The sequence below is a fragment of the Streptosporangium saharense genome (assembly GCF_014203715.1).
Lineage (GTDB): Bacteria > Actinomycetota > Actinomycetes > Streptosporangiales > Streptosporangiaceae > Streptosporangium > Streptosporangium saharense.
Genome location: NZ_JACHJP010000007.1, coordinates 145640 through 170239, shown reverse-complemented (window position 1 = coordinate 170239; position 24600 = coordinate 145640). Strand labels below are relative to the sequence as shown.

24 protein-coding genes, 3 tRNA genes and 1 riboswitch are annotated in these 24600 nt (G+C 69.5%); of the genes, 11 read left to right on the top strand and 16 right to left on the bottom strand.

Annotation, left to right across the window (positions count from 1 at the left end):
* Positions 1 to 284 precede the first annotated feature (284 nt).
* Positions 285 to 974: a C40 family peptidase gene (locus FHS44_RS28330; protein ID WP_184720090.1), complete on the bottom strand. Its 690-nt coding sequence runs from the start codon at positions 972 to 974 to the stop codon at positions 285 to 287.
* A riboswitch (cyclic di-AMP (ydaO/yuaA leader) is annotated at positions 962 to 1191 on the bottom strand. It overlaps the preceding gene by 13 nt.
* 133 nt (positions 1192 to 1324) lie before the next feature.
* Between FHS44_RS28330 and FHS44_RS28325 the strand changes: the two genes are divergently transcribed.
* Positions 1325 to 2371 carry a 3-isopropylmalate dehydrogenase gene (locus tag FHS44_RS28325; RefSeq protein WP_184720088.1) on the top strand — a complete coding sequence of 349 codons (1047 nt, stop codon included), beginning with the start codon at positions 1325 to 1327 and terminating at the stop codon, positions 2369 to 2371.
* A gap of 184 nt (positions 2372 to 2555) precedes the next feature.
* Entirely contained in the window at positions 2556 to 3650 is a 1095-nt protein-coding gene (locus FHS44_RS28320; protein ID WP_184720086.1) for a branched-chain amino acid aminotransferase, read from the top strand.
* 6 nt (positions 3651 to 3656) lie between these two features.
* Here FHS44_RS28320 and FHS44_RS28315 read toward each other — a convergent pair whose 3' ends face one another.
* The gene (locus FHS44_RS28315; protein ID WP_184720084.1) at positions 3657 to 4310 is read right to left on the bottom strand and encodes an O-methyltransferase; all 654 of its coding nucleotides are present in this window, start codon (positions 4308 to 4310) and stop codon (positions 3657 to 3659) included.
* Between the two features lie 281 nt (positions 4311 to 4591).
* Between FHS44_RS28315 and cimA the strand changes: the two genes are divergently transcribed.
* Positions 4592 to 6172 carry a citramalate synthase gene (cimA, locus tag FHS44_RS28310; RefSeq protein ID WP_184720081.1) on the top strand — a complete coding sequence of 527 codons (1581 nt, stop codon included), beginning with the start codon at positions 4592 to 4594 and terminating at the stop codon, positions 6170 to 6172.
* Between the two features lie 54 nt (positions 6173 to 6226).
* On the opposite strand, the gene FHS44_RS28305 is transcribed toward cimA, so the two are convergent.
* The 3 genes from FHS44_RS28305 to FHS44_RS28295 all read right to left on the bottom strand — a co-directional run bounded on the left by FHS44_RS28305 (position 6227) and on the right by FHS44_RS28295 (position 10101).
* Positions 6227 to 7855: a heparinase II/III family protein gene (locus FHS44_RS28305; protein ID WP_312863844.1), complete on the bottom strand. Its 1629-nt coding sequence runs from the start codon at positions 7853 to 7855 to the stop codon at positions 6227 to 6229.
* A gap of 393 nt (positions 7856 to 8248) precedes the next feature.
* The gene (locus FHS44_RS28300) at positions 8249 to 8863 is read right to left on the bottom strand and encodes a cysteine hydrolase family protein (protein WP_184720080.1); all 615 of its coding nucleotides are present in this window, start codon (positions 8861 to 8863) and stop codon (positions 8249 to 8251) included.
* Positions 8864 to 9147: 284 nt separating this feature from the next.
* Positions 9148 to 10101, bottom strand: a complete 954-nt coding sequence (locus tag FHS44_RS28295; RefSeq protein WP_184720078.1) for a GlxA family transcriptional regulator — start codon at positions 10099 to 10101, stop codon at positions 9148 to 9150.
* Positions 10102 to 10172: 71 nt separating this feature from the next.
* Between FHS44_RS28295 and FHS44_RS28290 the strand changes: the two genes are divergently transcribed.
* Positions 10173 to 10769 (top strand): HD domain-containing protein, encoded by a 597-nt coding sequence (locus FHS44_RS28290; protein ID WP_184720076.1) that lies wholly within the window; start codon positions 10173 to 10175, stop codon positions 10767 to 10769.
* A gap of 47 nt (positions 10770 to 10816) precedes the next feature.
* Here FHS44_RS28290 and FHS44_RS28285 read toward each other — a convergent pair whose 3' ends face one another.
* From FHS44_RS28285 to FHS44_RS28255, 7 genes are read right to left on the bottom strand one after another with little or no spacing between them, the layout of a single operon-like run.
* Entirely contained in the window at positions 10817 to 11191 is a 375-nt protein-coding gene (locus FHS44_RS28285) for an antibiotic biosynthesis monooxygenase family protein (protein WP_184720073.1), read from the bottom strand.
* Positions 11192 to 11232: 41 nt separating this feature from the next.
* Entirely contained in the window at positions 11233 to 11796 is a 564-nt protein-coding gene (locus tag FHS44_RS28280) for a hypothetical protein (protein WP_184720071.1), read from the bottom strand.
* A gap of 5 nt (positions 11797 to 11801) precedes the next feature.
* The gene (locus FHS44_RS28275) at positions 11802 to 12560 is read right to left on the bottom strand and encodes a DUF6286 domain-containing protein (RefSeq protein WP_184720069.1); all 759 of its coding nucleotides are present in this window, start codon (positions 12558 to 12560) and stop codon (positions 11802 to 11804) included.
* Positions 12557 to 12976, bottom strand: a complete 420-nt coding sequence (locus tag FHS44_RS28270; protein ID WP_184720067.1) for an Asp23/Gls24 family envelope stress response protein — start codon at positions 12974 to 12976, stop codon at positions 12557 to 12559. Before FHS44_RS28270 ends, FHS44_RS28275 begins: the two co-directional genes overlap by 4 nt.
* Positions 12973 to 13161: a hypothetical protein gene (locus FHS44_RS28265; protein WP_184720065.1), complete on the bottom strand. Its 189-nt coding sequence runs from the start codon at positions 13159 to 13161 to the stop codon at positions 12973 to 12975. Before FHS44_RS28265 ends, FHS44_RS28270 begins: the two co-directional genes overlap by 4 nt.
* The gene (locus FHS44_RS28260) at positions 13158 to 13424 is read right to left on the bottom strand and encodes an Asp23/Gls24 family envelope stress response protein (protein WP_184720063.1); all 267 of its coding nucleotides are present in this window, start codon (positions 13422 to 13424) and stop codon (positions 13158 to 13160) included. The genes FHS44_RS28265 and FHS44_RS28260 overlap by 4 nt, the downstream gene beginning before the upstream one ends.
* On the bottom strand, positions 13421 to 13918 hold the full coding sequence (locus FHS44_RS28255; RefSeq protein WP_184720061.1) for an Asp23/Gls24 family envelope stress response protein: 498 nt from the start codon (positions 13916 to 13918) through the stop codon (positions 13421 to 13423). Before FHS44_RS28255 ends, FHS44_RS28260 begins: the two co-directional genes overlap by 4 nt.
* A gap of 244 nt (positions 13919 to 14162) precedes the next feature.
* Here FHS44_RS28255 and FHS44_RS28250 point away from each other — a divergent pair, with 244 nt between their 5' ends.
* Positions 14163 to 14939, top strand: a complete 777-nt coding sequence (locus tag FHS44_RS28250) for a fumarylacetoacetate hydrolase family protein (protein ID WP_184720059.1) — start codon at positions 14163 to 14165, stop codon at positions 14937 to 14939.
* Between the two features lie 28 nt (positions 14940 to 14967).
* Positions 14968 to 16299 carry a glutamate--tRNA ligase gene (gltX, locus tag FHS44_RS28245; protein WP_221461431.1) on the top strand — a complete coding sequence of 444 codons (1332 nt, stop codon included), beginning with the start codon at positions 14968 to 14970 and terminating at the stop codon, positions 16297 to 16299.
* Here the strand turns inward: gltX and FHS44_RS28240 are convergent.
* A complete protein-coding gene (locus FHS44_RS28240; protein WP_184720055.1) occupies positions 16193 to 17515 on the bottom strand; it encodes an MATE family efflux transporter in 1323 nt (440 codons plus the stop codon). The genes gltX and FHS44_RS28240 overlap by 107 nt on opposite strands.
* A 56-nt stretch (positions 17516 to 17571) precedes the next feature.
* Between FHS44_RS28240 and FHS44_RS28235 the strand changes: the two genes are divergently transcribed.
* Positions 17572 to 18111 (top strand): PadR family transcriptional regulator, encoded by a 540-nt coding sequence (locus tag FHS44_RS28235; protein WP_184720053.1) that lies wholly within the window; start codon positions 17572 to 17574, stop codon positions 18109 to 18111.
* A gap of 7 nt (positions 18112 to 18118) precedes the next feature.
* Here the strand turns inward: FHS44_RS28235 and FHS44_RS28230 are convergent, their stop codons facing one another.
* Positions 18119 to 19567: an MFS transporter gene (locus FHS44_RS28230; protein WP_184720051.1), complete on the bottom strand. Its 1449-nt coding sequence runs from the start codon at positions 19565 to 19567 to the stop codon at positions 18119 to 18121.
* A gap of 149 nt (positions 19568 to 19716) precedes the next feature.
* On the opposite strand from FHS44_RS28230, the gene FHS44_RS28225 reads away from it, so the two are divergent.
* Positions 19717 to 20049, top strand: coding sequence for an ArsR/SmtB family transcription factor (locus tag FHS44_RS28225; RefSeq protein ID WP_184720049.1), 333 nt, complete (start codon positions 19717 to 19719; stop codon positions 20047 to 20049).
* Positions 20050 to 20231: 182 nt separating this feature from the next.
* On the opposite strand, the gene FHS44_RS28220 is transcribed toward FHS44_RS28225, so the two are convergent.
* Positions 20232 to 22208, bottom strand: coding sequence for a M3 family metallopeptidase (locus tag FHS44_RS28220; protein ID WP_184720047.1), 1977 nt, complete (start codon positions 22206 to 22208; stop codon positions 20232 to 20234).
* A 173-nt stretch (positions 22209 to 22381) separates the two neighbouring features.
* On the opposite strand from FHS44_RS28220, the gene FHS44_RS28215 reads away from it, so the two are divergent.
* The 3 genes from FHS44_RS28215 (at position 22382) to FHS44_RS28205 (ending at position 22682) form a co-directional block, all read left to right on the top strand.
* Positions 22382 to 22453, top strand: a tRNA-Gln gene (locus FHS44_RS28215).
* Between the two features lie 64 nt (positions 22454 to 22517).
* Positions 22518 to 22593, top strand: a tRNA-Glu gene (locus FHS44_RS28210).
* A gap of 16 nt (positions 22594 to 22609) precedes the next feature.
* Positions 22610 to 22682 (top strand) — tRNA-Glu (locus FHS44_RS28205).
* A gap of 147 nt (positions 22683 to 22829) precedes the next feature.
* Here the strand turns inward: FHS44_RS28205 and FHS44_RS28200 are convergent.
* Positions 22830 to 24575 (bottom strand): hypothetical protein, encoded by a 1746-nt coding sequence (locus FHS44_RS28200; RefSeq protein WP_184720045.1) that lies wholly within the window; start codon positions 24573 to 24575, stop codon positions 22830 to 22832.
* Positions 24576 to 24600 lie beyond the last annotated feature (25 nt).

The following is a 24600-nucleotide window of genomic DNA, read 5'->3' as shown; positions in this document are numbered from 1 at the left end:
CGGTGCGATGGCGTCCGCCGGCCCCACTTTCCCGCCGATCCGTGATCCGGATCCGCGACCCCGATCAGGATCCGTGACCAGGGTCCGGCCCCCGTCAGCTCCGTACGAACGAGACGAGAAGCGTCATGTACGACATGTATCCCTGGAACCGTCCCGAAGACGATGAGAACGAGGCCGTCCAGGCCCTGCAGACCGCGCTGGACCGCCGCGACAACGGCGGAGTGCCCCCGCACTCCTGATCCCTTTCCTGGGCGGTGCGGCGCCCGGGACCGGGAAGGCGCGGGTCAGGTGGCGAGAGCCGTACCCGCCTGGGCCGACTGCCTGATCGCCGTGTCCAGCTCGGCCCGCTCGTCGGTGAGCTTGACCCCCTTCGGGTCGGGCCGTACGGCTCCCGCGAAGCTGGCGCGGCGCCAGGCCCGCAGCTTCTCCACCTTGACCACGTCGCCGCTGCGCGGGGCGTGGACCATGTAGCCGGGCTTGATGATCATGCCGACGTGACCGAGGTTGTGGAAGAAGACCAGGTCACCGGGTTTGAGGTTCTTCCAGGAGATCTTCCTGGAGAACGCGGAGTACTGCTGGGTGGTCGTGCGGGGCAGGCGGATGCCCGCCGCGCCGTACGCGCGGAGCATCAGGCCGGAGCAGTCGAAGCCGCCCCTGCCCGTGCCGCCCCAGACGTACGGCGTGCCGCGCTTGGACATCGCCCACTTCATCGCCTTCTTCCAGGCGGGGACCTTCTGTGCCGCCGTGGAGAACCCGGCGGGGGCGGCCTCGCTGACGGGGGCGGTGAGCGGGGTCCTGGAGCTCTCCGCGGTGGGGGCCGGGCCCGCGAGGGTGAATCCGGCGACGGCGAGCGCGAGGAGAGGGGTGGGGGAGTCCGCCAGTGCGACAGCGGGCGTGGCGAGGATGGTCGAGCCGGTGACGATCAGGGTCAGGACACGGGGGTAGGTCTTGCCGTTCAGGATCGTTCCTTCCATAGGGCCGGCCGGGTGAGCTGTCGGGCTCGGGCGTGAAGGCCGCCCTACGGCGCGGGGGAGCGCCGATTCGCCCCGAGGGGCCTCGTGGAAAACGCCGGGAACGTGCTCCGTCGGACGGAGTGCGGCTCGGACGCCCCGCGGACCCCGGAAGTGGTTCCCCGGCTCCGCGCTGGCCGTTGTAGGGGGGTGGCCTGCGCGAATTAGGCGACGATGTGAATGGCCAGGACCTTAACGAAACGGTCAAAAGATCGCAAACAGGACAAAACTTTCGCGGCGCCGTCAAAGGGGCGGTGTCCGAGGGGTGAGATTGATGGTTCGCTTGCCGAGACAGAGCAGGTAGGGTGCCCGGTATGGATTCGCGCAATGTTCGTCTGGCCGTCATCCCTGGAGACGGGATCGGAACCGAGGTCGTCACCGAGGGCCTGAAGGTCCTCGAAGCCGTCGGAACGAAGGTGGAGACCACCACCTACGACCTGGGTGCCGGGCGTTACCACAGAACCGGTGAGGTCCTCCCCGACGTGGTCCTCGACGAACTCCGCGGATACGACGCGATCCTGCTCGGCGCGGTCGGCGACCCCAGCGTCCCGCCGGGCATCCTGGAGCGCGAACTGCTGCTCAAGCTCCGCTTCGAGCTCGACCACTACGTCAACCTGCGCCCGGTCAAGCTCTTCCCCGGCGTCGCGACCCCGCTGGGCGGCTCCCGCCCCGAGGACATCGACATGGTCGTCATCCGCGAGGGCACCGAGGGCCTCTACGCGGGCGCCGGTGGCGTGCTCCGCCGCGGCACGCCGTACGAGATCGCCACGCAGGAGTCGCTGAACACCGCCTACGGCGTCGAGCGCGTCGTCCGCTACGCCTTCGAGAAGGCGCTCGGCAGGCCGCGCAGGAAGCTTTCGCTGATCCACAAGACCAACGTGCTCACCTACGCCGGTGACCTGTGGGCGCGCACCGTCGACCGGGTCAGCCTTGAGTACCCCGACGTCACGACGGACTACTACCACATCGACGCCGCCTCGATGTTCTTCGTCACCCAGCCCGAGCGGTTCGACGTGATCGTCACCGACAACCTCTTCGGCGACATCATCACCGACCTCGGCGCCGCCGTCGCCGGTGGCATCGGCCTCGCGGCCAGCGGGAACATCAACCCCGACCGCACCGCGCCCAGCATGTTCGAGCCGGTCCACGGCAGCGCCCCCGACATCGCGGGCCAGGGCAAGGCCGACCCGACCGCCACGATCCTGTCGGTCGCCATGCTCCTGGACCACCTGGGCCTGACCGAGGAGGCCGCCAGGGTCGAGAAGGCCGTGGCCGAGGACCTCGTCGAGCGCCAGGCCGCGCGGGCGAGCCGTACCACCCGCGAGATCGGCGACGACATCACCGCGCGAGTAGCCGGCTGACAGCCGCCTGCCCGATTTTCCGGACGCGCCCGGTGGCTCAGTGGAGCCACCGGGCGCGTCTTTTTTCGTTCGTCTTCCCGAGCGGGCTGCCGGATTTTGGCCTGTATGCAGTAGTTTTCCGGTGCCTGCTCCGTTCCAGAATGGACCGTAGGTGCACTCCGTCACGAAGAGAAGGATCCCCGCCATGACCACCGCTCAGAAGCTGACCTTCGACGTGCAGCTCTCCGACCACGCTCGTTCCACGGCCGAGCGCGAGCAGGTACTGGCGGATCCCGGATTCGGCCAGACCTTCACCGACCACATGGTCTCCATCGACTACACCGAGGGGGAGGGCTGGCACGACGCGCGGCTCGTGCCGTACGGCCCGCTCAGCCTCGACCCGGCGACGTCGGTCTTCCACTACGCCCAGGAGCTCTTCGAGGGGCTCAAGGCCTACCGGCAGGAGAACGGCTCCATCGCCTGCTTCAGGCCGTACGCCAACGCCGACCGTTTCAACCGGTCGGCGCTGCGCATGGCCATGCCGGAGCTGCCGCGGGAGGCGTTCGTCGAGTCACTCGAACTGCTCGTCCAGACCGACCGCGAGTGGGTGCCGACCACCCAGGGCCACAGCCTCTACCTGCGCCCCTTCATGATCGCCACCCAGCCCGCACTCGGCGTCAACTACCCCTCGCGGACCTACCGCTACATGGTGATCGCCTCTCCCGCCGCGGCCTACTTCGGCGCGGCCAAGGCCGTCTCGGTCTGGCTGTCCACCGAGTACACCCGCGCGGCCCCCGGCGGCACCGGCTTCGCCAAGTGCGGCGGCAACTACGCCGCGGCCTTCGTCGCCCAGCGCCAGGCCGTCGAGCAGGGCTGCGACCAGGTCGTGTGGCTCGACGCCAACGAGCACCGCTACGTCGAGGAGATGGGCGGGATGAACCTGTTCTTCGTCTACGGCGACCGCCTGCTCACCCCGGCGCTGACCGGCACCCTCCTGCCCGGCATCACCCGCGACTCGATCCTCACCCTGGCCTCCGAACTCGGCCTGACCGCCGAGGAGGGACGCCTGTCGATCGAGGAGTGGCAGGAGGGCTGCGAGTCCGGCGAGCTGACCGAGGTCTTCGCCTGCGGCACCGCGGCCGTGGTGAGCCCGGTCGGCTCGGTCAAGGGCGCCGACCGCGCCTGGACCGTCGGCGACGGCACCCAGGGCCCGGTCACCGCCAGGATCCGCGAGGCCCTGGTCGGCATCCAGTACGGCTCCCGCCCCGACACCCACGGCTGGGTGCACAAGATCTGCTGAGGTTGGTCAGTTCTTACGGATCATGGTGAGGCCGTCGGCGATCGGGAGCATCAGTGACGTCACCCGGCCGTCGGCCGCCACCAGGTCGTTGAACTCGCGGATTCCCCTGGTCGCGGCGTCGTCGGCGGTCGGGTCCGCGACCCTGCCCTTCCACAGGGTGTTGTCGACCAGCAGCAGCCCGCCCGGCGCGAGCCGGGACATGAGGATCTCGTAGTAGACCGGGTAGTTCCCCTTGTCGGCGTCGACGAAGGCCAGGTCAACGGGCCTGTCGGCGGGCAGCTCACGCAGCCGCTCCGCGGCCGGGCCGAGTCTCAGGGTGACCCGCCCGGTCACGCCCGCCTTCTCCCAGTAGCGTCTGGCGATCGCCGTCCACTCCTCACTGATGTCGAAGCAGGTCAGGGTCGCGCCGGGCCGCAGCCCCCTGGCCAGGCAGATGGACGAGTAGCCGGTGAAGGTCCCCACCTCCACCACGTTCTCCGCCCCGCTGAGCTGGGCGATCATGGTGAGGAAGCGCCCCTGGTCCGGGGAGATCTGCATGCCCGCCCGGTCACCGGCCACCTCCCTGGTCTCCAGGGCGAGCGCGTCGAGGACGTCGTCGGGCCGCGTGGTGTGCGCGAGCAGATACTGCCCCACGGCCGGGTCCAGATAAGTCGCCTTCATGCCGGCCATTCTCGCTGGTCAGGCCGGCTACCGCGAGCGGTTCCCTGATGTGCCAGGCGGACGCGTGGTCCAGATCCTGAGATCAATGTGTCAAGTGGTGGCTGCGTGTGGCAGACTCCAAAGCACCATGTTCTACGGTCTGCTCATTATCGGCAGGCGCGCTGGCTGACACAGGACACCGCCAGCGCGCAGACCTCTCACGTCCGTGAGGGGTTTTTTTGTTTCTCAGAGCCGAGAGAGCGCGCGGCGAATCACATCGAAACCCCGCGAAGGAGACTGAAATGGCCGACGACCGCTTCCACGTGTACGACACGACGCTCCGTGACGGCGCCCAACAGGAGGGCCTCAACCTCACGGTCGTGGACAAGCTGGCCATCGCCCGCCACCTGGACGGCCTGGGCGTCGGCTTCATCGAAGGCGGTTGGCCGGGTGCCAACCCCAAGGACACAGAGTTCTTCAGACGGGCTCGAACAGAGCTCGATCTGAAGCACGCGCAGCTCGCCGCGTTCGGCGCGACCCGCCGGGCCGGTGTGAAGGCCGCCGATGACCCCTTGGTCGCCGCGCTGCGCGAATCCGGCGCGCCGGTCGTGACCCTTGTCGCCAAGAGTCACGACCGGCACGTGGAGCTGGCCCTTCGCACGACTCTCCAGGAGAACCTCGCGATGATCCGCGACACGGTTTCTCACCTTCGTGCGGAGGGCCAGCGAGTCTTCCTCGACGCCGAGCACTTCTTCGACGGATACAAGTCCAACCCAGCCTACGCGCTCGAAGTCCTGCGCACCGCCGCCGAGGCGGGCGCCTCGGTCATCGCCCTGTGCGACACCAACGGCGGCATGCTCCCCGACGAACTCGCCGAGGTCGTCGCCGCGGCCGTCGAGACCTCCGCCAGGATCGGCATCCACTGCCACGACGACACCGGCTGCGCGGTGGCCAACACCCTGGCCGCGGTGAAGGCGGGCGCCACCCACGTGCAGGGCTGCGCCAACGGCTACGGTGAGCGCTCGGGCAACGCCAACCTGTTCACCGTGATCGCCAACCTCCAGCTCAAGCGGGGCTTCGACCTCGTCCCGAGGGAGGCGCTGGCCGACATGACCCGCATCGCGCACGCGATCACCGAGGTCACCAACGTCACCCCGAACTCCCACGCCCCCTACGTGGGCGTCTCCGCCTTCGCGCACAAGGCCGGGCTGCACGCCAGCGCCATCAAGGTCGATCCCAACCTCTACCAGCACATCGACCCGGCCCAGGTCGGCAACGACATGCGCATGCTCGTCTCCGACATGGCAGGCCGCGCCTCCGTCGAGCTCAAGGGCCGCGAACTCGGCTACGACCTGTCGCCGGACACCTCGCGCGTCCTCGTCGACCGGGTCAAGGAGCTTGAGTCCAAGGGCTACACCTTCGAGGCCGCCGACGCCTCCTTCGAGCTGCTGCTGCGCGACACCGTCGCCGGTGACCGGAAGCGGCGCCACTTCGAGGTCGAGTCGTGGCGGGTGATCGTCGAGCGGACCCGCGACGGCGAGCTGGTCAGCGAGGCCACGGTCAAGCTGCACGCCAAGGGCGAGCGGATCGTCTCGACCGGCGAGGGCAACGGCCCGGTCAACGCCCTCGACAAGGCAGTACGGCTCGGCCTGGAGAAGCTCTACCCCGAGCTGGCGTCCGTCGAGCTGATCGACTTCAAGGTGCGCATCCTGGAAGGCACCCATGGCACCGACGCCGTCACCAGGGTGCTCATCACGTCGAGCGACGAGACCGGCGAGTGGGCGACCGTCGGTGTCGACGAGAACATCATCGAGGCCTCCTGGCAGGCCCTTGACCAGGCCGTCACCTACGGTCTGCTCAGGGCGGGCCACATCGCCGACTGACCTGATCTCACACGTTGGGGTACGGCGTGAGCCGTACCCCAACGTCGTGGAAGGTCAGGCCAGGTCGGCGGCCGAGACCTTGAAGGTGACCTGTCCCTCGGAGGTCTGCAGCCGCACCCTGCCGCCGGAGCAGGAGACCTCGGGGTCGCCCGTCCCCGGCACCACGACGGTGAGCAGCGCGCCCTCCGTCGCCGGGGACAGGACCGCGGGAGCGGCCTGCTTGCTCAGGTAAGCGGGGGAGACCCAGCCCTGGAAGGGGTTCTGCTGGCCGGAGACCACCCGCTGCCCGTCGACCGGCTTGCAGGAAGGCATGGACAGCTGGACCAGCGTCGCCTTCCACCCGGACTTGTCCTTGACCACGACCCGGCCGCCGCCGTTAGAGACCGGGGACAGCTCACGGGCGAAGTGCCAGACGTTGCTGACCTTGGAGCCCTTGGGAACCGTGTCCAGCACCGCCATCACGTCGCTGCCATGGTTGACCAGCACGGACCGGGTCCTCGGCACGCCGTACGCCCTGTCGGTGAGTCTGTAGCTCTGCCTGTCCTGGCCGAGCGAGGACCTGCTCAGGGCACTGGCCGTCTTGGGGCGGAACGGGGCGCCGACCACGGCGAGGGTGTTGTGCGCCTCCGGCGACATGGTCCAGCGCCGGTAGGGGGTGTTCTCGTAGGAGTCGAAGCCCACGTCGACCAGCACGTCACGGCCCTGCGCGTAGTAGGTCACGCCCAGGTGGTCCTCGTGGCCGTGGAACCTCAGGCCGGGGCCGAACCGGATGGAGTAGAACGCGGAACCGGGGTCGTCCCAGGCGGTGCGCCCGTAGACGTAGCCGTTGCCGAAGACCCGGACCGTCTTCTTGGGGTGGGTGTAGCCCGAGGGCCGTACGTCGGCGCCGCCGTCACCGATCGGGACCATGAACCCGTTCGGCTGGGTCGAGTGGGAGATGAAGTCCTCAAGGGACTCCCACCTGGCCCTGATCTCGGCGGGGACCTTCCTGCCGCACTCCTCGATGCGCTCCATCGCGACCTTGAGACGGTCGTAGACGTAGATCGCGTATCTCGGGGCCTGCTCACGCAGCACGCCCTGGGAGTCGATGTCGAGTTTGACGGTCACGGTCAGCCGCTTGAGCGCCAGGTTCGACCAGGTCGCGTTCTTGAAACGGCAGCCGATGCCGAACAGCGCGATGTCCTGGTCCATCCCGTGGTTGTGCCCCTTCTCGTACAGGGCGGGGTTGGAGAGCATCCTCGCGTGCTCGGCCAGGCTCTTCGACAGCCACGGCTCGTTGACGTGCCTGCTCAGACACGTCAGGGCGGGGGCGCGCAGCGCGATCGGGTGCTCCTGCCAGGCGTACGGGCTCGCCTTGGGCCCGCCCCCCTTGGGGTTGTCCTCCACCCAGTCCTTGGCGATCTCGGTGGCCCGGGTCAGGTAGGCCTTCTCCCCGGTGGTCTCGTAGTCGGAGACCAACCGGCCCATCCAGCGCAGCGAGTGGAAGACCATGCTCCAGGAGCGGTTGCGGTACGGGTCGGCCCGCCAGTTGACGTCCTTGCCCACCTTCACCGGGGGCCGCCCGACGAACTCAAGCCTGCCCGCCATGATGTCCGCCGAGGTCGGCGTCGCGGGCAGCCAGTCTCCCTGGCACTCGGCCGTACGCTTGATCGTGTCGGCCTGTGCCGTACTGGTCGTCGTCACCCCGCCGACCAGGGCGAGAGCGAACGAGACAATCAGCGCTGTTGGGGTTTGGGCCTTTCCCCGCGCACTCCGTCGCTTCGCTCCTGCGTTTCTCAGTCCAAGCACCGACGGCGCCCAAACCAAAACCCTCACCCCCACGCCAACGGCCGAACCGGGACTTCCAACCCCGGGACGCCTACGCCGTCTTCTCACTCCGGGCGTTGACGCGCTGAAGTCAGACTGTTCGCCGAGAAGGGGGCGCTGGACGGGCTCTGTCCGTGGGGTGTCCAGGTCGGGTTAGTTTAGCGGTGCGTCAGCGGGGAAAAGCGGGTCCTCTGGTTTCTTTGTGGCTTCTGTGACCTTTTGGGGGGCAAGGGGCGCACGAAGCGCCCCCGGCAGTACGTTTCGCGCCGATCAGGAGGTGGCGCGGGCGATCTCGGTGCTCGCCCAGATGTTGGGACGGGCGAGCGGCTCACCGGCCTTGACCGCGTCGATCCACTCCGCGGTGGTCACCACGGAGGCGAAGTTCGAGGCCATCACCACCAGCACGTGGTTGTGCACCTCCTCGGCGGTCGCGGTGCCCGCGCTGTTGGACAGCGGAACCGTACCGGTCGCGTCGGACAGGAACTCCACGGTCAACCCCAGGTGGGCGGCGTCCCTGGCTGTCGACTCGTCGCAGTTCTGGGTCATGTATCCGGCGACGGCCAGCGTGTCGATCTCCTTGGCGGCCAGCCACTCCGCCAGATCGGTCCCCGCGAAGGCCGACGCCAGCGTCTTGTCCACCAGATGGTCGTACGGCTCGCGCCCGATTTCCTCGCGCAACTCCCAGGAAGGGCTCCCGCCCGCGAACAGCGGGGACTCGGCCGGGGCGGTGTGCCTGACGACCACCACCGGGACGCCGTGCGCGCGGGCCACCTCCGTGGCGGCCACGATGTTGGCCAGGCTCTCCTGCCGGGGAGGGAAGGCGATCGGCAGGGCGCCGGTGAAGTACTCGTTCTGAACGTCGATGACGACGAGTGCTCGTTTCATGTCCCCAAGCTTGGCGGGGTTGGGCGTGCCAGTGTGATGGTTCTCTCGGCCATTGAGGATAAAAATCCGGCCCTGCTGTGCTTGTTTTGCGGCGCCTGGCGGCGCCGCAGGGCTTGGGCGCCTGAGGCCAACGCTTTCCCTCGTCGCTCATCCGCTTCGCTCCTTCGCTCCTCAGTCCAAGCGTCGGCGCGCCCAAGCAAAACCCCTCACACTTGGCGCCGGTACCCCAAAACCCTCACGCTTGGCACCGGGGCGCGCAGGCCGGTACTCCCAAACCAGAAACCTCAGGTGGGGCCGAAGGATTGGCGGTAGGTGGTGGGGGAGACGCCTAGCTGGCGGCGGAAGTGGGGGCGGAGGGCTACGGCGGAGGCGAAGCCGGATCTGCGGGCTACCAGTTCGACCGGGTCGGCGGTGGTTTCCAGGAGGCGTTGGGCGTGCAGGACCCGTTGGTGGAGCAGCCACTGGGTGGGGGTGGTTCCGGTGGCCTGGCGGAAGCGGCGGTCGAAGGTGCGGCGGCTCATCATGGCGTGGGAGGACAGGGTGTCCACGGTCAGTTCCCTGTCCAGGTTGCGCAGGGCCCACTCCAGGGTCTCGCCCAGTGGGTCGCCGGTCTCGGGGAGCGGTACCGGGTGGTCGATGTACTGCGCCTGGCCCCCGGCCCTGTGCGGCGGGACGACCATGGACCTGGCGATGTCGTTGGCCACCCGGTGGCCGTAGGTCCTGCGGACGAGGTGGAGGCACAGGTCGATGCCGCCCGCGCTTCCCGCCGAGGTCAGCACGTCACCCTCGTCCACGTACAGCACGTCGGGTTCGACGTTGATGGTCGGATACCGGGAGGCGAGCAGCGGGGCGTAGCGCCAGTGGGTCGCGGCGGGCCGTCCGTCGAGCAGCCCCGCGGCGGCCAGCACGAACGTGCCCAGGCACAGGCCGACGACCGTCGCGCCCCTGTGATGAGCTTCGCGAAGCGCCTTGAGCGCGTCGTCGGCGGGCGGCCGGTCGAGCGGGTGCCGCCAGGTCGGCACGATCACCAGGTCGGCTTCGTCAACGGCGTCCAGACCGTACGGTGCCGACAGCGCGATGCCCGCGTCCGTCCGCACCGGGCCGCCCTCGGCGGAGACCGCCCGCACGTCGAACTCCGGCGCCCCGGCCCGCCGTTCGCCGAAGACCGCGATCGGCACGGAGGCCTCGAACAGCGGGATCTCGTCGAACATCACCACGGCGATCGTCCTGAACCCCATGGCGGGATCCTATCGGTGGCTGTCCTTCCGGCCACTCGTGGGCCGTCGGAGGCCACGGCAGGCTGGGCCGTATGAGATACGCCGACATCGTGGTCCCGGAGACCCCGGCCACCCGCGCCGCCCTTGAGGTGGCGACCGCATACTGTTCGCCCGCGCTGCTGAACCACTCCGTGCGGGCCTACCTGTGGGCCGCGGCGTACGCCGCCATGAACGACATCGCCTTCGACGCCGAGCTGCTGTACGTCTCCTCGATGCTCCACGACCTCGGCCTCGTCAGGGAGTTCGACAGCCACACGGTGCCGTTCGAGGAGGCGGGCGGCCACCTCGCGTGGGTCTTCTGCGCGGCGGCGGGATGGCCGGTGGAACGGCGGGTGCGCGCCTCCGAGGTGATCGTGCGCCACATGTGGGACGAGGTGGACGTCGAGAAGGACCCGGAGGGACACCTGCTCGAACTGTCCACGGGCCTGGACATCTCGGGAAGAGGACCGGAGGCGTTCCCCGAGGCGCTGAGGACCGAGATCCTGGAGCGCCACCCCCGCCTCGGGATCGCCGACGAGTTCGTCGCCTGCTTCGAGGACCAGGCGAGACGCAAGCCCACCAGCCTGGCAGGACGGTTCGTCCACAACGGCTTCGCCGCCCGCGTCGCGGCGAACGTCCTGGACAGGTGACACGCGGCGGGTTGAAAGCCGTGCCCGCCGCGCTCACGGGACGGTGGTCAGGAGCCGTTCTTGGGGCCGGTGCTCTGGACGACGTCGAAGGACCAGAGGGTGGAGTCGGTCGCGGCGGGGCCGCCGTGGCCGTGACCCTGACCGTGGCCGTGTCCCTGGCCGTGTCCCTGCTGGCCCTCGGTAGAGGCCTGGGCGTGGCCTCGCTGGAAGGCCTGGCTCTCGGTCCAGCGCTGGAAGTCCTCCTCGGACCGCCAGCGGGTGTAGACGAGGTACTGGTCGGTGCCCTCAAGCGGGCGGAGCAGTTCGAACCACTCGAAGCCGTCGGCGGCCTCGACCATCCCGGCCCGGCCCGAGAAGCGGCGTTCCAGCTCCTCACGCCGTTCGGCGGGGACGGTCAGCACATTGATCTTCACAACGCTCATGAACTCATCCTGCCCCACGGGGTCGACGCCGGGCTGCGAGGCTAACGCCTTTCCAGGTTCACCCTGGTGATGGCCGGTACGTGGGCCAGTTCGAGGGCCTGGCGCATGTGCGGGATGGCACGGCGGCCGAGTTGCTCGCGCAGCGCGCTCATCGGCAGGTCCTCGTCGGCGACGACGCGCAGCCGTACGGCCGGATGGGCTTTCGTGCCGACCATCGCGGCGCTGGCGCTCAGGACGGCGGGGTGGGCGCCGACCTCGTCGGCGACCGCGTCGGCGACGGTCGAGCCGCGCACGTCGGTGGTCCCGCCCGAGCTGTGCTGCAGACGGAGGTCGCCCAGCTTGTCACGCCGTCCCTGCACGAAGAGCCAGCGCAGCCCGAACAGGGCCAGCACGACCGCGGCCAGGGCGATCGCCCACCACAGCCACGGCGAGTAGGTGGCGAAGGCGGTCCGCACCGGGTCGTTGACCAGCGGTTCGTCCCCGGGCGCCACCGCCCTGGGCAGCGCGTGCGTGCCCCTGGCGAGTGTGTAGCCGCCGAGGAGCAACAGCAGCAAACCCATGATCAACAGGCCGATCCTGTTGCCGCGTCCGGTCTTCCTGTTCACGGCGCTCACTCCCCTCGCAGGCGCACACGCACCGGGTAGTCCTTCAGCGGGCCGAGGGCGGCGATCCGCGTGGTCACGGCCCGTTGTACGGCCTCGGCGAGCCCGGCCGGCTCACGCAGCGGGCTGTGGGCCGTCACCTCGGCGGTCTTGCCCCGCAGCTTGACGCGGGCGCGGTCGATCCCGGGCACCTGCTCGGCGGCGTGGGTCAGGGCACGGGTGAAGCCCCTCGGCTGCATGCCGATGATCAGTTCCGGGTCGCCCGTCCTGACCGGGATGAGCCTGGGCCGTCCCGGGATGAGGGCCAGCAGCACCAGCAGCAGGCCGAGCAGGGCGGCGACCCCGGCGCCGAAGAGCACCCTGGAGTCGTCCCACCTGGTCGTGGACGCCCAGGAGAGCATCCGGTCGTACGGTATCCAGCGCAGTGGGCGGCCGAGCAGCGCGGAGATGACCTCCGCGGCCACGAGGGCACCCAGCGCCGTCATCAGCACGGCGGTGATGACGGCGGGGACCACCCGGCGCGGACGGAAGGCCCTGACGGCCGCCCGGTCCGCGGCATGGTTCCTCGGAACCCGCGCGGGCGGGGAGGTCTCCTCCGTGACCTCCGCGCCGGGTGCGGTGAATGTCCCGGGGGCGGGACCCGCCCCGGAGACAGGATCCGGGACGGGCCTTTCCCCCGAGGTGGGGCTCTGGGTCCCGGGGATGGGGACGGTGTCGTCCTCCGCTCCCCAGGAGCCTGAAGGAGGGTTCGAGGGAGGGATGGTCATCCTTCCTCCGGTGGGGTCTGTGGGGGCGGTCCCTGCTCCTCGGGGGAGGGGACCACCCCGGTCACGTCGAGGTCGATCTGGCCGACGGACAGCCCGGTCAGCGTGTGGACACGCTCGCCGACGTGCCGCCGGATCTCCTCGGCCGTCTCCAGCAGCGGGGCCGGGTAGTCGACGGAGACCTCGAGCTCCAGCAGCGCGAGCCCTCCGTCGACGGTGGCGTGGGTGTGTTTCCCGAAGGTCAGCGGCCCCCGCTCGCGGACCTCCCGCACCCGTTCCACCTCCCTGGCCGCGCAGGCCGCGATGCGGGTGACGACCCGCTCGGGGATCTCCGTCCTGCCTCTCAGCTCAGCCGGTACGGCGGGCCGCGAGGTGGCCGGTGTCCCAGAGGGAGCCGTCACGTCGGCCGGTGCGGTCATCGTCGTCTCGTCGAGAGCCGGGAGACGTCGATCTCGCCGCCCTCGGCGATGCGGCCGATGAGGAAGCCGACGGCGCCGAGCACGAGCACCAGCAGGAAGGCGCCGAGGCCGCCGAACGCGGCGGCGAAGCCGAGGGCGATGCCGACGGTCAGTCCGGCCACCGACCAGATTGGGAACTGGTTCATCGAATACCTCCGATATAGACGTTCACGGGACGATCCCCGACCAGGGGCGCGAGCGCGGCCCGCACCTCGTCGGCGATCTCCGGCAGCGGTCGTGTCGGCAGGGCGACGATGGAGATCTCGACCTCGTCCTCGCGCAGGGCGACTCCGGAGACCCGCTCTCCCGGCAGGTAGGTCGCCACGGTCCCGAAGGGGCCGCCCGACAGGTCGGCCACGCCGGGGCAGCGCCGTACGGTGTCGGCTATCTCGTGGGCGAGTTCGGTCACTGGACGCGCGGTTCCTGCTCGGGCTGGTCCTGTTTCTCGTTGCCGTCCTTGTCGCCGGGCAGGTGAACGTCGTCGACCTTGATGTTGACCTCGGTCACCTCAAGCCCGGTCATGCGCTCGACGCCGGTGATCACGTTGCGGCGTACGGAGGCGGCCAGGTCGGGGATGGCCACGCCGTACTCGACGACCAGGTCGAGATCGACGGCGGCCTGCCGCTCGCCCACCTCGACGGACACGCCCTGGGTGGCGGTGCTCTTGTCGCCGCCGACGATGCCGCGTACGGCGCCCAGTGCCCGTGCCGTGCCGACGCCCATGTTGTAGACGCCGTTCACCTCTCTGGCCGACAGGCCCGCGATCTTCGCGACGACCCCGCTGTCGATGCTGGTGGTCCCCTTGGGAGTCACCAGGCCTCCCTGGCTCGCGGCGACGTCGGTCCGAGCCTGCGCGGGGTTGCCCTCGCCCCTCGGCCTGTTAACCGTGTTGGCTTCGGTCACGTCGATTCCCTCCCCCGAGGGGAAGACGCACTGCTTCCCCGGAAGTTACCTATGGCTCCTCATACCCCCCATATGGGCACTAACCAGCACATACCTCTTCTTGGCGAAAACATATATATGGGCATTTAGGGTCTTTGTTGATCTTTTTGAAGTTGAGCGCTTTATGCGTGCTTTGGGGGAGTGATGGACAGGAGGAGGGGCGTGGACGGTCCGGTGGGACGCGGGGCCCTACTAGCCTTGTCGTGTGCGTATAGCGAGGTTCTCCACAGGTGAGGGTGTCGGGTTCGGCGTGGTCGAGGGTGGGCCAGGCGAGGAGTTCATCTCCGCGATCTCCGGACACCCGTTCGGCCCGATCCAGTTCACCGGCGAGCGACACTCGCTCTCGCGGGTCAAGCTGGTGGCGCCCATGCTGCCCAGCAAGGTCGTCGCGATCGGCAAGAACTACGCCGACCACGCCAAGGAGATGGGTGGCGACGTCCCCGGCGAGCCGCTGGTCTTCCTCAAGCCCTCGACCTCGGTGATCGGGCCGGGAGAGTCCATCTCCTACCCGACCGGCCTGAGCAGCAGGGTCGACTACGAGGGCGAGCTGGCGGTGGTCATCGGCAGGCTCTGCCGCGAGGTCCCCGCGGAACGCGCCCACGAGGTGATCTTCGGCTACACGTGCGCCAACGACGTCACCGCCCGTGACCTGCAGAAGAAGGACGTGCAGTTCACCCGGGCCAAGGGCTTCGACACCTTCTGCCCGCTCGGCCCCTGGATCCAGACCGAGCTGGACGCGGCCGACGTCGGCATCACGACGACCGTGAACGGCCAGGTCAGGCAGAGCTCCCGCACCTCCAAGCTCATCTACGACATCCCCACGCTGATCGCCCACGTCAGCGCGGTCATGACCCTGATCCCCGGGGACGTGATCCTGACCGGGACGCCCGAAGGGGTCGGCCCGCTGGACGTCGGCGACGAGGTCAGCGTCGCCATCGAAGGAATCGGCACTCTCACCAACCGGGTGGTCTCCCGTGATTAGGGTTCGTTTCGCCCCGTCCCCCACCGGCATGTTCCACGTCGGCGGCGCGCGCTCCGCGCTGTTCAACTGGGCGCTCGCCGAACAGGCGGACGGCAGGTTCGTGCTGCGCATCGAGGACACCGACGCGGCCCGCAACCGCCCCGAGTGGACCGAGGGCATCATCTCCGCGCTGGCCTGGATCGGCATCAGCGAGAAGAGCCCGATCTTCGAGGGGCCCTACTTCCAGTCGTCCTACGCCGAGCAGCACCGGGAGGCCGTGGCCAAGCTGGCCGCCGACGGCCGCGCCTACTACTGCACCTGCACCCGCGAGGACGTCAAGGCCCGCACCGGCTCCGAGCACCAGGGCTACGACGGCTTCTGCCGCGACCGCGGCCTGACCGAGGGCGCCGTACGGTTCCGCACCCCCGACGAGGGCGTCACCGTGGTCGAGGACCTGGTTCGCGGCACCGTCGAGTTCCCCAACAACGCGATGGAGGACTTCGTCATCGCGCGGGGCGACGGCTCGCCGCTGTTCGTCCTGGCCAACGTGGTCGACGACGTCGAGATGCGCATCAGCCACGTGGTCCGCGCCGAGGAGCACCTGTCCAACACCCCCAAGCAGCAGCTCCTCTGGGAGGCGCTCGGCCTCACCCCGCCCGTGTGGGCGCACGTGCCGGTCATCGTCAACGAGAAGCGCCAGAAGCTGTCCAAGCGCCGCGACAAGGTCGCCCTTGAGTCCTACCGCGACGAGGGCTACCTGCCGGAGGCGATGGTCAACTACCTGATGCTGCTCGGCTGGGGAACCGGCGAGGACCGGGAGATCATGCCCTGGTCGGAGATGGTCCCGCGGTTCAGGCTTGAGGACGTCAACCCGTCCTCGGCCTTCTTCGACGAGAAGAAGCTGCGGGCCTTCAACGGCGAGTACATCAGGGCGCTGCCCCTGGAGGAGTTCGTCGCCCGCAGCGAGCCGTGGCTCGAACCCGGCTGGGACCGCGAGACCTACGCCAGGGTCGCCGAGCTCGTCCAGACCCGCATCGCCGTCCTGTCGGAGATCAGGGACAACGTCGACTTCCTCTTCCTGGACGAGCCCGTCTTCGACCAGGCGTCGTGGGACAAGGCCATGAAGACCTCCGCCGCGGAGATCCTCACCGGCTATCTCGCCCGCCTGGAGACGGTCGCGACGGACCCCAACTCGCTCAAGACGGCCCTTGAGGAGGTCGGCGCGGAGCACGGCCTCAAGCTTGGCAAGGCCCAGGCGCCGGTCCGGGTGGCGATCACCGGCCGGACCGTCGGCCTGCCGCTGTTCGAGTCGATCGAGGTTCTCGGCCGGGAGCGGTCCGCGGCCCGGATCCGCGCCGCGCTCGCCAGGCTCGAAGCCTGAGGGGCGGGACCGGGGCGAGGACGAGTGTGAGGGCGACGGCGGCCCCCGCCGCCATCGCCACCCAGACCCCGGTCGCCCCCATCAGGGGCTCCAGACCGTAGGCGCAGGAGAGCTGGACCGCGAACCCCGCGAGGGTCGCGGCCAGCAGCCTGCCGCCCCTTCCCGTCGCCTGGAACGCCCCGCCGACGGCGATCAGGCCGCCGAACGGGACGAGATACAGCGGCATCCAGCGCAGGAAGTCCGTGGCCGTGGCCGCCACGGCGGGATCGTCGGTGAACAGGCCGGTCACCCACCGCGCGGACAGCGCGAGCACGACCCCGACGACCAACCCCGTCAGCAGGCCGTACGGCAGGGCAGGCCCCGCCTCGCCCGAGCGGGCCGTCTGGATGGTGCTCGCCTGGCGGAGCGCGTAGAACGCCATCACCCCGGCCAGCATGATCTTCATGCCGATGCCGTAGCCCGCCAGGGCCGCCACCCCGAGGCCGCCGACCACCCCGACCATGGCCATGCCGACGAGCGCCCTGGCCAGGAAGTCCCCCGACAGCGGAAGCCCGGCCCCGAGGATCTCGGCGGCGTCACGGCGGTTCGGGCCCTGCCGCCCTTCGCGGGGCGTCCGCCGTACGAGAAGGGTCAGGGAGAGCGCGAGCGTCGCCGCGCGGGCCAACACCGTCGCCCAGGCGGCCCCCTGGACACCCAGGCCGAACGTGTAGATGAACAGCGGGTCGAGGACGATCACCAGCGCGTTGCACAGCAGCGCGACGCGCATGGGGGTCGCGGTGTCGCCCCGCCCCTTGAAGATCCCGTCGGTGAGCGTCTGGGCGTAGAAGACGGGGAGCCCGGCCAGCGAGACCAGGTAGAAGTCCGCGGTCAGCGCGGCCGTCGTCGCGTCGTCGGTGAAGAGCGCCGCCAGCGGCTCCCGGGCCAGCACGCCGGGCACCGTGACCGCCAGGCTGACGACCGCCCACAGCAGCCACGCCGTACGGATCACCGGCGTGAGCGGCCGCCTGCCGTCGCGCCTGCCGACCACGATGGTCGTCCCGGTCCCGACCGCCAGGACGATCCCCAGGGCGAGGTGTTCCGTGGTGGTCGCGACCGTCACCGCGGCCACGGCCGGTCCGCCGAGCCCCGAGACCCAGAACAGGTCGATCAGGCCGACCGCGACCACGGCGGTCAGCAGCTCCACGTAGACCGGCAGGGCCAGGCGTATCAACGCCATCGCTATACCTCTTTTCGAGTTATCTCGTTTAGAGGTATAGCGATACGATGCACCCCATGGCAAGCGGCGATCTGACCCTGTCGATCCTCGGACTCCTCGGGGAGGGACCGATGCACGGCTACGAGCTCAAGGGACGGATCCTGGAGCTGAGCGGCCACCTGCGTCCCGTCAGCGACGGCGCCCTCTATCCCGCGATCACCCGTCTGGAGAAGGCCGGGCTCGTGGCGCGGCACGAGGAGGAGGGTACGGCGGCGGCCCGCAGACAGGTCCTCACGCTGACCGAGGCGGGCAGGGCGGAGCTGCGGCGCAGGCTCGCCGAGCCCGCCGACCTCGACATCAGCGACCAGACCCGGTTCTTCGGGCTGCTTGCCTTCCTGGAGCAACTGCCCGACCCCGCCGCCCAGGCGAAGGTGCTGCGCCGCCGCCTCGACTTCCTGGAGACCCCGGCGGGGTTCTTCTACCGGGACGGCAGGCCCCTGCGCGCCGAGGAGGTCACCGACCCCTTCAGGCGGGGCATGCTGCTGGTCGCCAGGGCCACCACCGCCGCGGAACTGGGGTGGCTGAGAGAGACCCTGGCGGCCCTGGAGGAGGCCTGACATCCGGTCAGAGGGGCGCGCGCTCCGGAGCGGCGGCGGGGGAGACGGCGCGGGCGGGCCGGGGCAGGCCGAGCGTGACGAGCAGCCCGGCGACCATCCCGGCCGCGGTGAGCAGCACCACGAGGAACCCGCCGTCGGCGGTGGCCGCGCGCAGCGCCTCGGGGGCCACCTCGTCAACCCCGAGGTCGGCGACGACGGTGAAGACCGCCAGGCCGATCGCGTTGCCGATGTTGAGCGCGGTGGAGACCATGCCGTTGGCGACGCCCTGCTCGTGGTCCGCGACGCCGGTCGCGCCCGCGATCCACATCGCGGTCCAGACGACGCCCTGCCCGACGCCGGAGACGACGAGCCCGGGAACCAGCAGCCCGTAGCCCGCCTCGGCGTCGAACCCGAGGGCGAGCGCCGCCGTACCCACCACGCCGACGGCGAAGCCGATCAGCAGGGTGGTACGGGTGCCGATCCTGGTGGCCAGGCGCTCACCGAGCTGGGTGCCGGTGGCGATGGCGACGGAGGGCACCAGGAAGGCGAGGCCGGTCTGCAGGGCGCTGTAGCCGTGCACGCTCTGCATCAGGACGGTGAGGAAGTACGGCAGGACACCGAAGGTCGCCATGTAGACGAAGGTGACGGTCATGCCGACGGTGAGACTGCGGTTGCGGAACAGGCGGAAGGGCATCAGCGGGTCGGCGCTGCGGGACTCGATGACCACGAAGGCCACCGAGAGCACCACGGCCAGCGCCAGCGCGCCGACCACCGGCGGGCTGCCCCAGCCCAGCTCGGGGCCCTCGACGAGCGCGAAGACCAGCAGCGTCGATCCTGCGGTCGCGCTGAGCGCGCCGGGGAGGTCGAACCTGCGCCGTTCCCGCCCGGCCGGGTCGCGCGGGATGACGAACAGGGCGGCCAGCGCGACGAGCCCGGCCAGGGGGACGTTGACGTAGAAGACGGCGGGCCAGCCGAAGCTCTCGGTGAGCAGGCCGCCGAGCAGCGCGCCGATGGTCAGTCCGCTGGCGCCCGCGCCACCCCAGATCGCGAGCGCCCGGTTGCGCTGCGGTCCCTCGGCGAAGAGGTTGTTGATCAGCGACAGGGTGGACGGCAGCAGCAGGGCGCCCCCGACGCCCTGGACGGCACGGGCGACGATGATCGTCACCGGGGTGGTGGCCAGGCCGCCCGCCAGCGAGGCGACGCCGTACAGGGCCAGGGCGAGCACGAAGACGCGCCGTCGCCCGAGCAGGTCGGCCGCGCGCCCGCCGAACAGCAGGAAACCACCGGCGAACACGACGTACGCGCTGACCACCAACTGTTGGGTCTGCCCAGGAAAACCCAGGTGGGAGCCGATCTCGGGAAGCGCGACGAACACGATGTTGAGGTCGAGCGCGTAGATCAACTGCGCCAGGGCGAGCAGGGTCAGGATCCAGCCGAGCCGTTTGCGGTTCCCACTCGGCGCGGGTGACTGTGACATGAGGGTGCCCCTTTGTCGGTGTTGTTTGTGGATGTCGGCCGACAACACGCGGAGGTCATTGGTACGTAGTTTTACGTATAGTCGTACGGTTCCACAAGTCGGGGTCCTTTGCGAAACTCACCGTTCGTATGTCTGGCTACAGTGGGACCATGAGCTACCGCCACCCCGGTCGCGACCAGATCCGGATCGAGGACGTCCTGTCCGCGCTGGGAAACCGGCTACGCCTCGACGCCGTCCGCGTGCTCGACGCCGGAGGGGAGCACAACTGCACGAGCGTCCTGAACGTGCTGGGCGTGACGGCGAAGTCGACCATGACGCACCACTGGCGGGTGCTACGGGACAGCGGGGTGATCTGGCAGCACCCCTCGGGGCGGGAGAACATGCTCACCCTGCGCCGCGAGGACCTCGACGCCCGCTACCCCGGCCTCCTAGATGCCATCCTCACCGGCGCCACCACCGACGCGGCCCAGACCCCCTCCTAGATCCGCCCCGGTGCCCCCCACGCCGCAGTGAAGGGTTTGGGGGTACCGGCGCCGTGCGTGAAGAGTGTCGGTTCGGGCGCGCCGACGCTTGGACTGAGGAGCGAAGGAGCGAAGCGGATGAGCGACGAGGGAAAGCGTTGGCCTCAGGCGCCCGAACCCCGCAGCGCCGCAGGCGCTGCAAATCAGCAGAGTCCGCGGCGCTCCAGCAACGGCTCAATCCTCGGAGCGTGCCCCCGAAAAGCCTCGAAGGCCTCCATGACGTCCACGGAGCCGCCGACGGACAGCAGGGTCGTTCTGAAGTGGTCGCCGTTCTCGCGCCGGAGGCCCTCGTTCTCCTTGAACCACTCGACGCTCTCCGCGTCCAGCACCTCGCTCCAGATGTAGGAGTAGTAACCGGCGCTGTAGCCGCCGACGCCGCTGGAGAAGATGTGCGCGAAGTAGTTGGTCCGGTAGCGGGGCCGGACCAGGTCGAAGGCGATTCCCGCGCTCTCCAGGGCCTGGGCCTCGAACGCCTCGGGGTCCTCGACGCCCTGGCTGGGGGCCAGTTTGTGCCAGGCCCAGTCGAGGAGCGCGGCGGCGAGATACTCCACGGTCGCGAAGCCCTGGTTGAACTTCTCGGCCGCCTTCATCTTCTCCAGCAGTTCGGCGGGCACCGGTTCGCCGGTCTCGTGGTGCCTGGCGAAGTTGGCGAGGACGGAGGGCCAGGTCGCCCACATCTCGTTGACCTGGGAGGGGTACTCGACGAAGTCCCTGGGCACCTCGGTCCCGGAGACCCTGGGGAAGCGGACGTCGGAGAACAGGCCGTGCAGGGCGTGGCCGAACTCGTGGAAGGCCGTGGTGACCTCGTCGAAGGTCAGCAGCGTCGGCCCTTCGGTGGGCTTGGTGACGTTGAGGTTGTTCATCACCACCGGCAGGTGGCCGAACAGGTGTGACTGGTCCACGAGGTTGTTCATCCACGCGCCGCCGCGCTTGGTCGGCCGCGCGTACGGGTCGAGGAGGAACAGGCCGAGCTGTGAGCCGTCGGCGTCGAACACCTCGAAGGTCCGTACGTCCGGGTGGTATCCGGCGAGGTCGTCACGCTCGGCGAAGGTGATCCCGTACAGCTCGCCCGCGGCGTGGAAGATGCCGTCGCGAAACACCCGGTCCAGTTCGAAGTAGGGGCGCAGTTCGGCGCCGTCGAAGTCGTAGCGCGACTTGCGCACCTTCTCCGCGTAGAACGACCAGTCCCACGGCTCGATGGGGAACCCGGCCTCCTGGGTCAGCGCCTCGGCCTCGCGGCGGGCGTTGGCGACCGCGGGGCCGACCAGTTTGCCGAGCATCTCCTCGACGGCCTCGGTGGTCTTGGCCGTCTGGTCGGCCACGGAGTAGGCGGCGTGGTCGGGATAGCCGAGCAGGGCGGCGCGTTCGGCGCGCAGGGCGGCCAGCCGTACGGCCAGGTCGAAGTTCTCGGGGGCCCGGTTCACCGAGAGCTCGTAGAGCCGTCTGCGGGTGTTCCTGTCGGTCAGTTCGGCCAGGGCGGGCTGGTTGGTGAAGTTGAGCAGCGGCAGGACGTACTCGCCGTCCTTCTCGATGGCCCTGATCGTGCTCTCGGAGAGCCCGTCGAGCTCGGCGGCGTCCTTGACGACGAGGGCGGAGGCGGTCGAGGCCTTCAGCAGGTTCTGGGAGAAGGCGGTGGCCAGGCGGGTCAGCTCCTCGTTGAGCTCCCTCAGGCGCTGCTGCTCGGATTCGGACAGGTCGGCCCCGGCCCTGACGAAGTCCACCCGGTACTTCTCCAGCAGCCATGCCTCCTGGGGATCGTCGGTCGAGACCTGCCTGATCCGCTCGTAGAGGGCGCGGTTCAGCCGGATGGCGTCGCCGTGCTTGGTCAGTTTGGGGAAGACCTCGGTCTCGATCTCCCTGATGCGGTCGGTCGCGTCGGAGGCGGCGACGGTGGAGAAGACGGTAGTCGTCCTGTACAGGACCTGCCCCGAGCGTTCGAGTGCCTCGATGGTGTTGGCGAACGTGGCGGGCTCGGGGTCGGCGGTGATCGCCTCGACCTCCCGCAGTTGCTCCGCCATGCCGTACTCGAAGGCGGGCAGGTAGTGCTCCTCCCGGACCCGCGCGAAGTCCGGCAGCTGGTACGGCAGCGCGCTGGGGGCGAAGAAGGGGTTCTCAGCCAAGGTACGGGCTCCTCACGTGGGACCGGATCGGATCGGGGCGTCCTGCAGCAGCGTCGCACAGCCCCCTGCCGGGGGACAGCGGCGGCCTTCCCGGCAATCGTTTTGGCCTTGACCCCCAACCTGGGCTATTCTTTCGGAGTCGCCAGCGAGCCCCGCAAGGGGGTCAAGCGCGGTGGGGTATGGTGTAATTGGCAACACGACTGATTCTGGTTCAGTTATTCTAGGTTCGAGTCCTGGTACCCCAGCTGTGTCCCCCCTCTCGGGGGACGCCGCGGATTCCGTCTCATTGGAATCCGACGACAGTGTCACGGTCCCGTCGTCTAGTGGCCTAGGACGCCGCCCTCTCAAGGCGGTAACGCCGGTTCGAATCCGGTCGGGACTACCACTGTCAGCTAAAGCAAGGCTCCGTCGTCTAGTGGCCTAGGACGCCGCCCTCTCAAGGCGGTAGCGCCGGTTCGAATCCGGTCGGGGCTACCCAGGTGAACCCCTCGGAAGCATGGGCTTCCGGGGGTTTTCTGCATTTCCGGGAAAAACCGTTTACGAAAGTGATCGTTCTTCCCGGCGGGAAATCAGAAAAGCCCCCGTGGTGCGCCCCCGAACGGAGGCGCACCACGAAGGGCGTCAGTTGTGGTTGGAGCGGGCCTTGAACAGGGCGCGCTTGGCGGCCTTGCCGACCTGCTTGTCAGGGTGGGCCTTGCCGATCGCCTCCAGGAGCTCCTCCAGGTGGGGGTGCGGCACCTTCCAGATCACGTCGAGCAGGTTGACGAGGTTCGGCACGTTGCCGATGTCGTCCAGGCTGCTGACGAACTCGGGGCGGCCGAGGCCCGCCGAGATGGTCAGCATGTCGAGGATCAGCCAGTGGGTGTCGGCCTGGGTGGGCGGCGGGGCGTCCTCGACGCCGAGCTGGGCCAGGTGCGTGGCCGCGTAGGGGCGCAGGGAGGGCTCGTCGAGGGCGTCCTGCCAGGCGGGCACCGCGACCTCGCCGAGCGAGCCGACCATGCTGGCCGCCTGGACCCTGACCAGGGCGTCCGCGTCGTCCTCGGCGGCGGCCTCAAGCAGCTCCCTGGCGGCCTTGGCGGGCTCGCGCAGCTCCATCCAGGCGGCGAACTCGGCGTCGGCCTCCTCCTCGGGCAGCTCCGCGCTGAAGGAGAGCAGGTCGAGGGCCGTCATCGCGTCGATGGCGGGGCGGGCGTCCAGCTCGATGTCGGAGTCGTCGGCCAGGTGGACGACACCCTCCATGCCGAGCGGCGTCAGCCGTACCTGGTCGTGCTCGACCTCGACCATGCCGTAGCCGGCGAGCCAGTCGAGCACGGGGGCGAGCGGGTCGCCGTACTGCGCGACGGCCGCGGCCCAGGCCTGGGGACCCTGGTCGTCGAACTCGGCGACGGCCTCCTCAAGCTCGGTGCGCAGTTCGGCCAGCGGCTTCGAGCCCGTGGCCAGCAGCACCCTGACCAGCAGTGCCCTGGTCAGGCCGGACAGGGCGATCGTGGCGTCCTCGTCGTCGAGCTCGGGGTCGCCGTAGTCGATCGAGTGCAGACCGGCCAGCCAGGCGTCCAGGACGTCGTCGTCCTCCTCGAAGGGCCACTCGGCGGTGTCGGGGTCGGCGCTGACGGTGTCCTCGCCCTCCGGCTGGAGGAAGTCGAGGTCGATCGCGAGGTTCCAGATGTTCCAGAGCGCGGGCACCGAGTCGGCCAGCGACGCGTCGTCCGTCTTGGGGACGGGCAGGGCGAGGGCGGCGAGGGCCTCGGTGATCTCCGCGTCGGTGAGCAGGCTCGTCTCGCCGACCCGGCGCTCTGAGCCGACCCACACCGCCAGGTCGCGGGCCTTGGTGATCAGCCTGACTCCCCGGGCGGCCGCTGCCAGCTCGCTGTCGGGACGGAGCCGGATCGTGTCCAGCTCCGCGAGCTCGTCGGCGAACGGCTCGAAGTCTCCCAGTCCGTCGATCTCGTCCTCTTCGTCTTCTTCGTCGTACTCGTCGTCCTGTTCGGCGACGAGGTCCTCCATCGCGTCGACGAAGTCGTCCTCGATGTCGTCGAGTTCGGCGAGCAGCTCCTTGAGCGAGGCGGACCCCGCGCTCAGCCTTCCCGTCTCGGACAGGAAGGTCAGGTAGGCGCGGATGGCGGGCACCATGCCGTCGGCGGCCGCGTCCGGGTCCTCGACGACCTGGGGCATCCGGTCGAGCAGGACGGCGCGCAGGTCGGCCCGCCTCCACCGGCCGACGTCCCCCGAGGCGATCAGCCGATGCCACAGGGCGACGGAGCCCACCAAATTGGAATCGCTGCCGGGCGCGTTCTCACGCGCCCAGAGGATGAAGTTTTGGAGCAGGGGACGCAGTTCAGCGGCGGCTGCCTCAATGCGATCTGTCACCTACCCAGCCTAGGGGGCCGGAAGG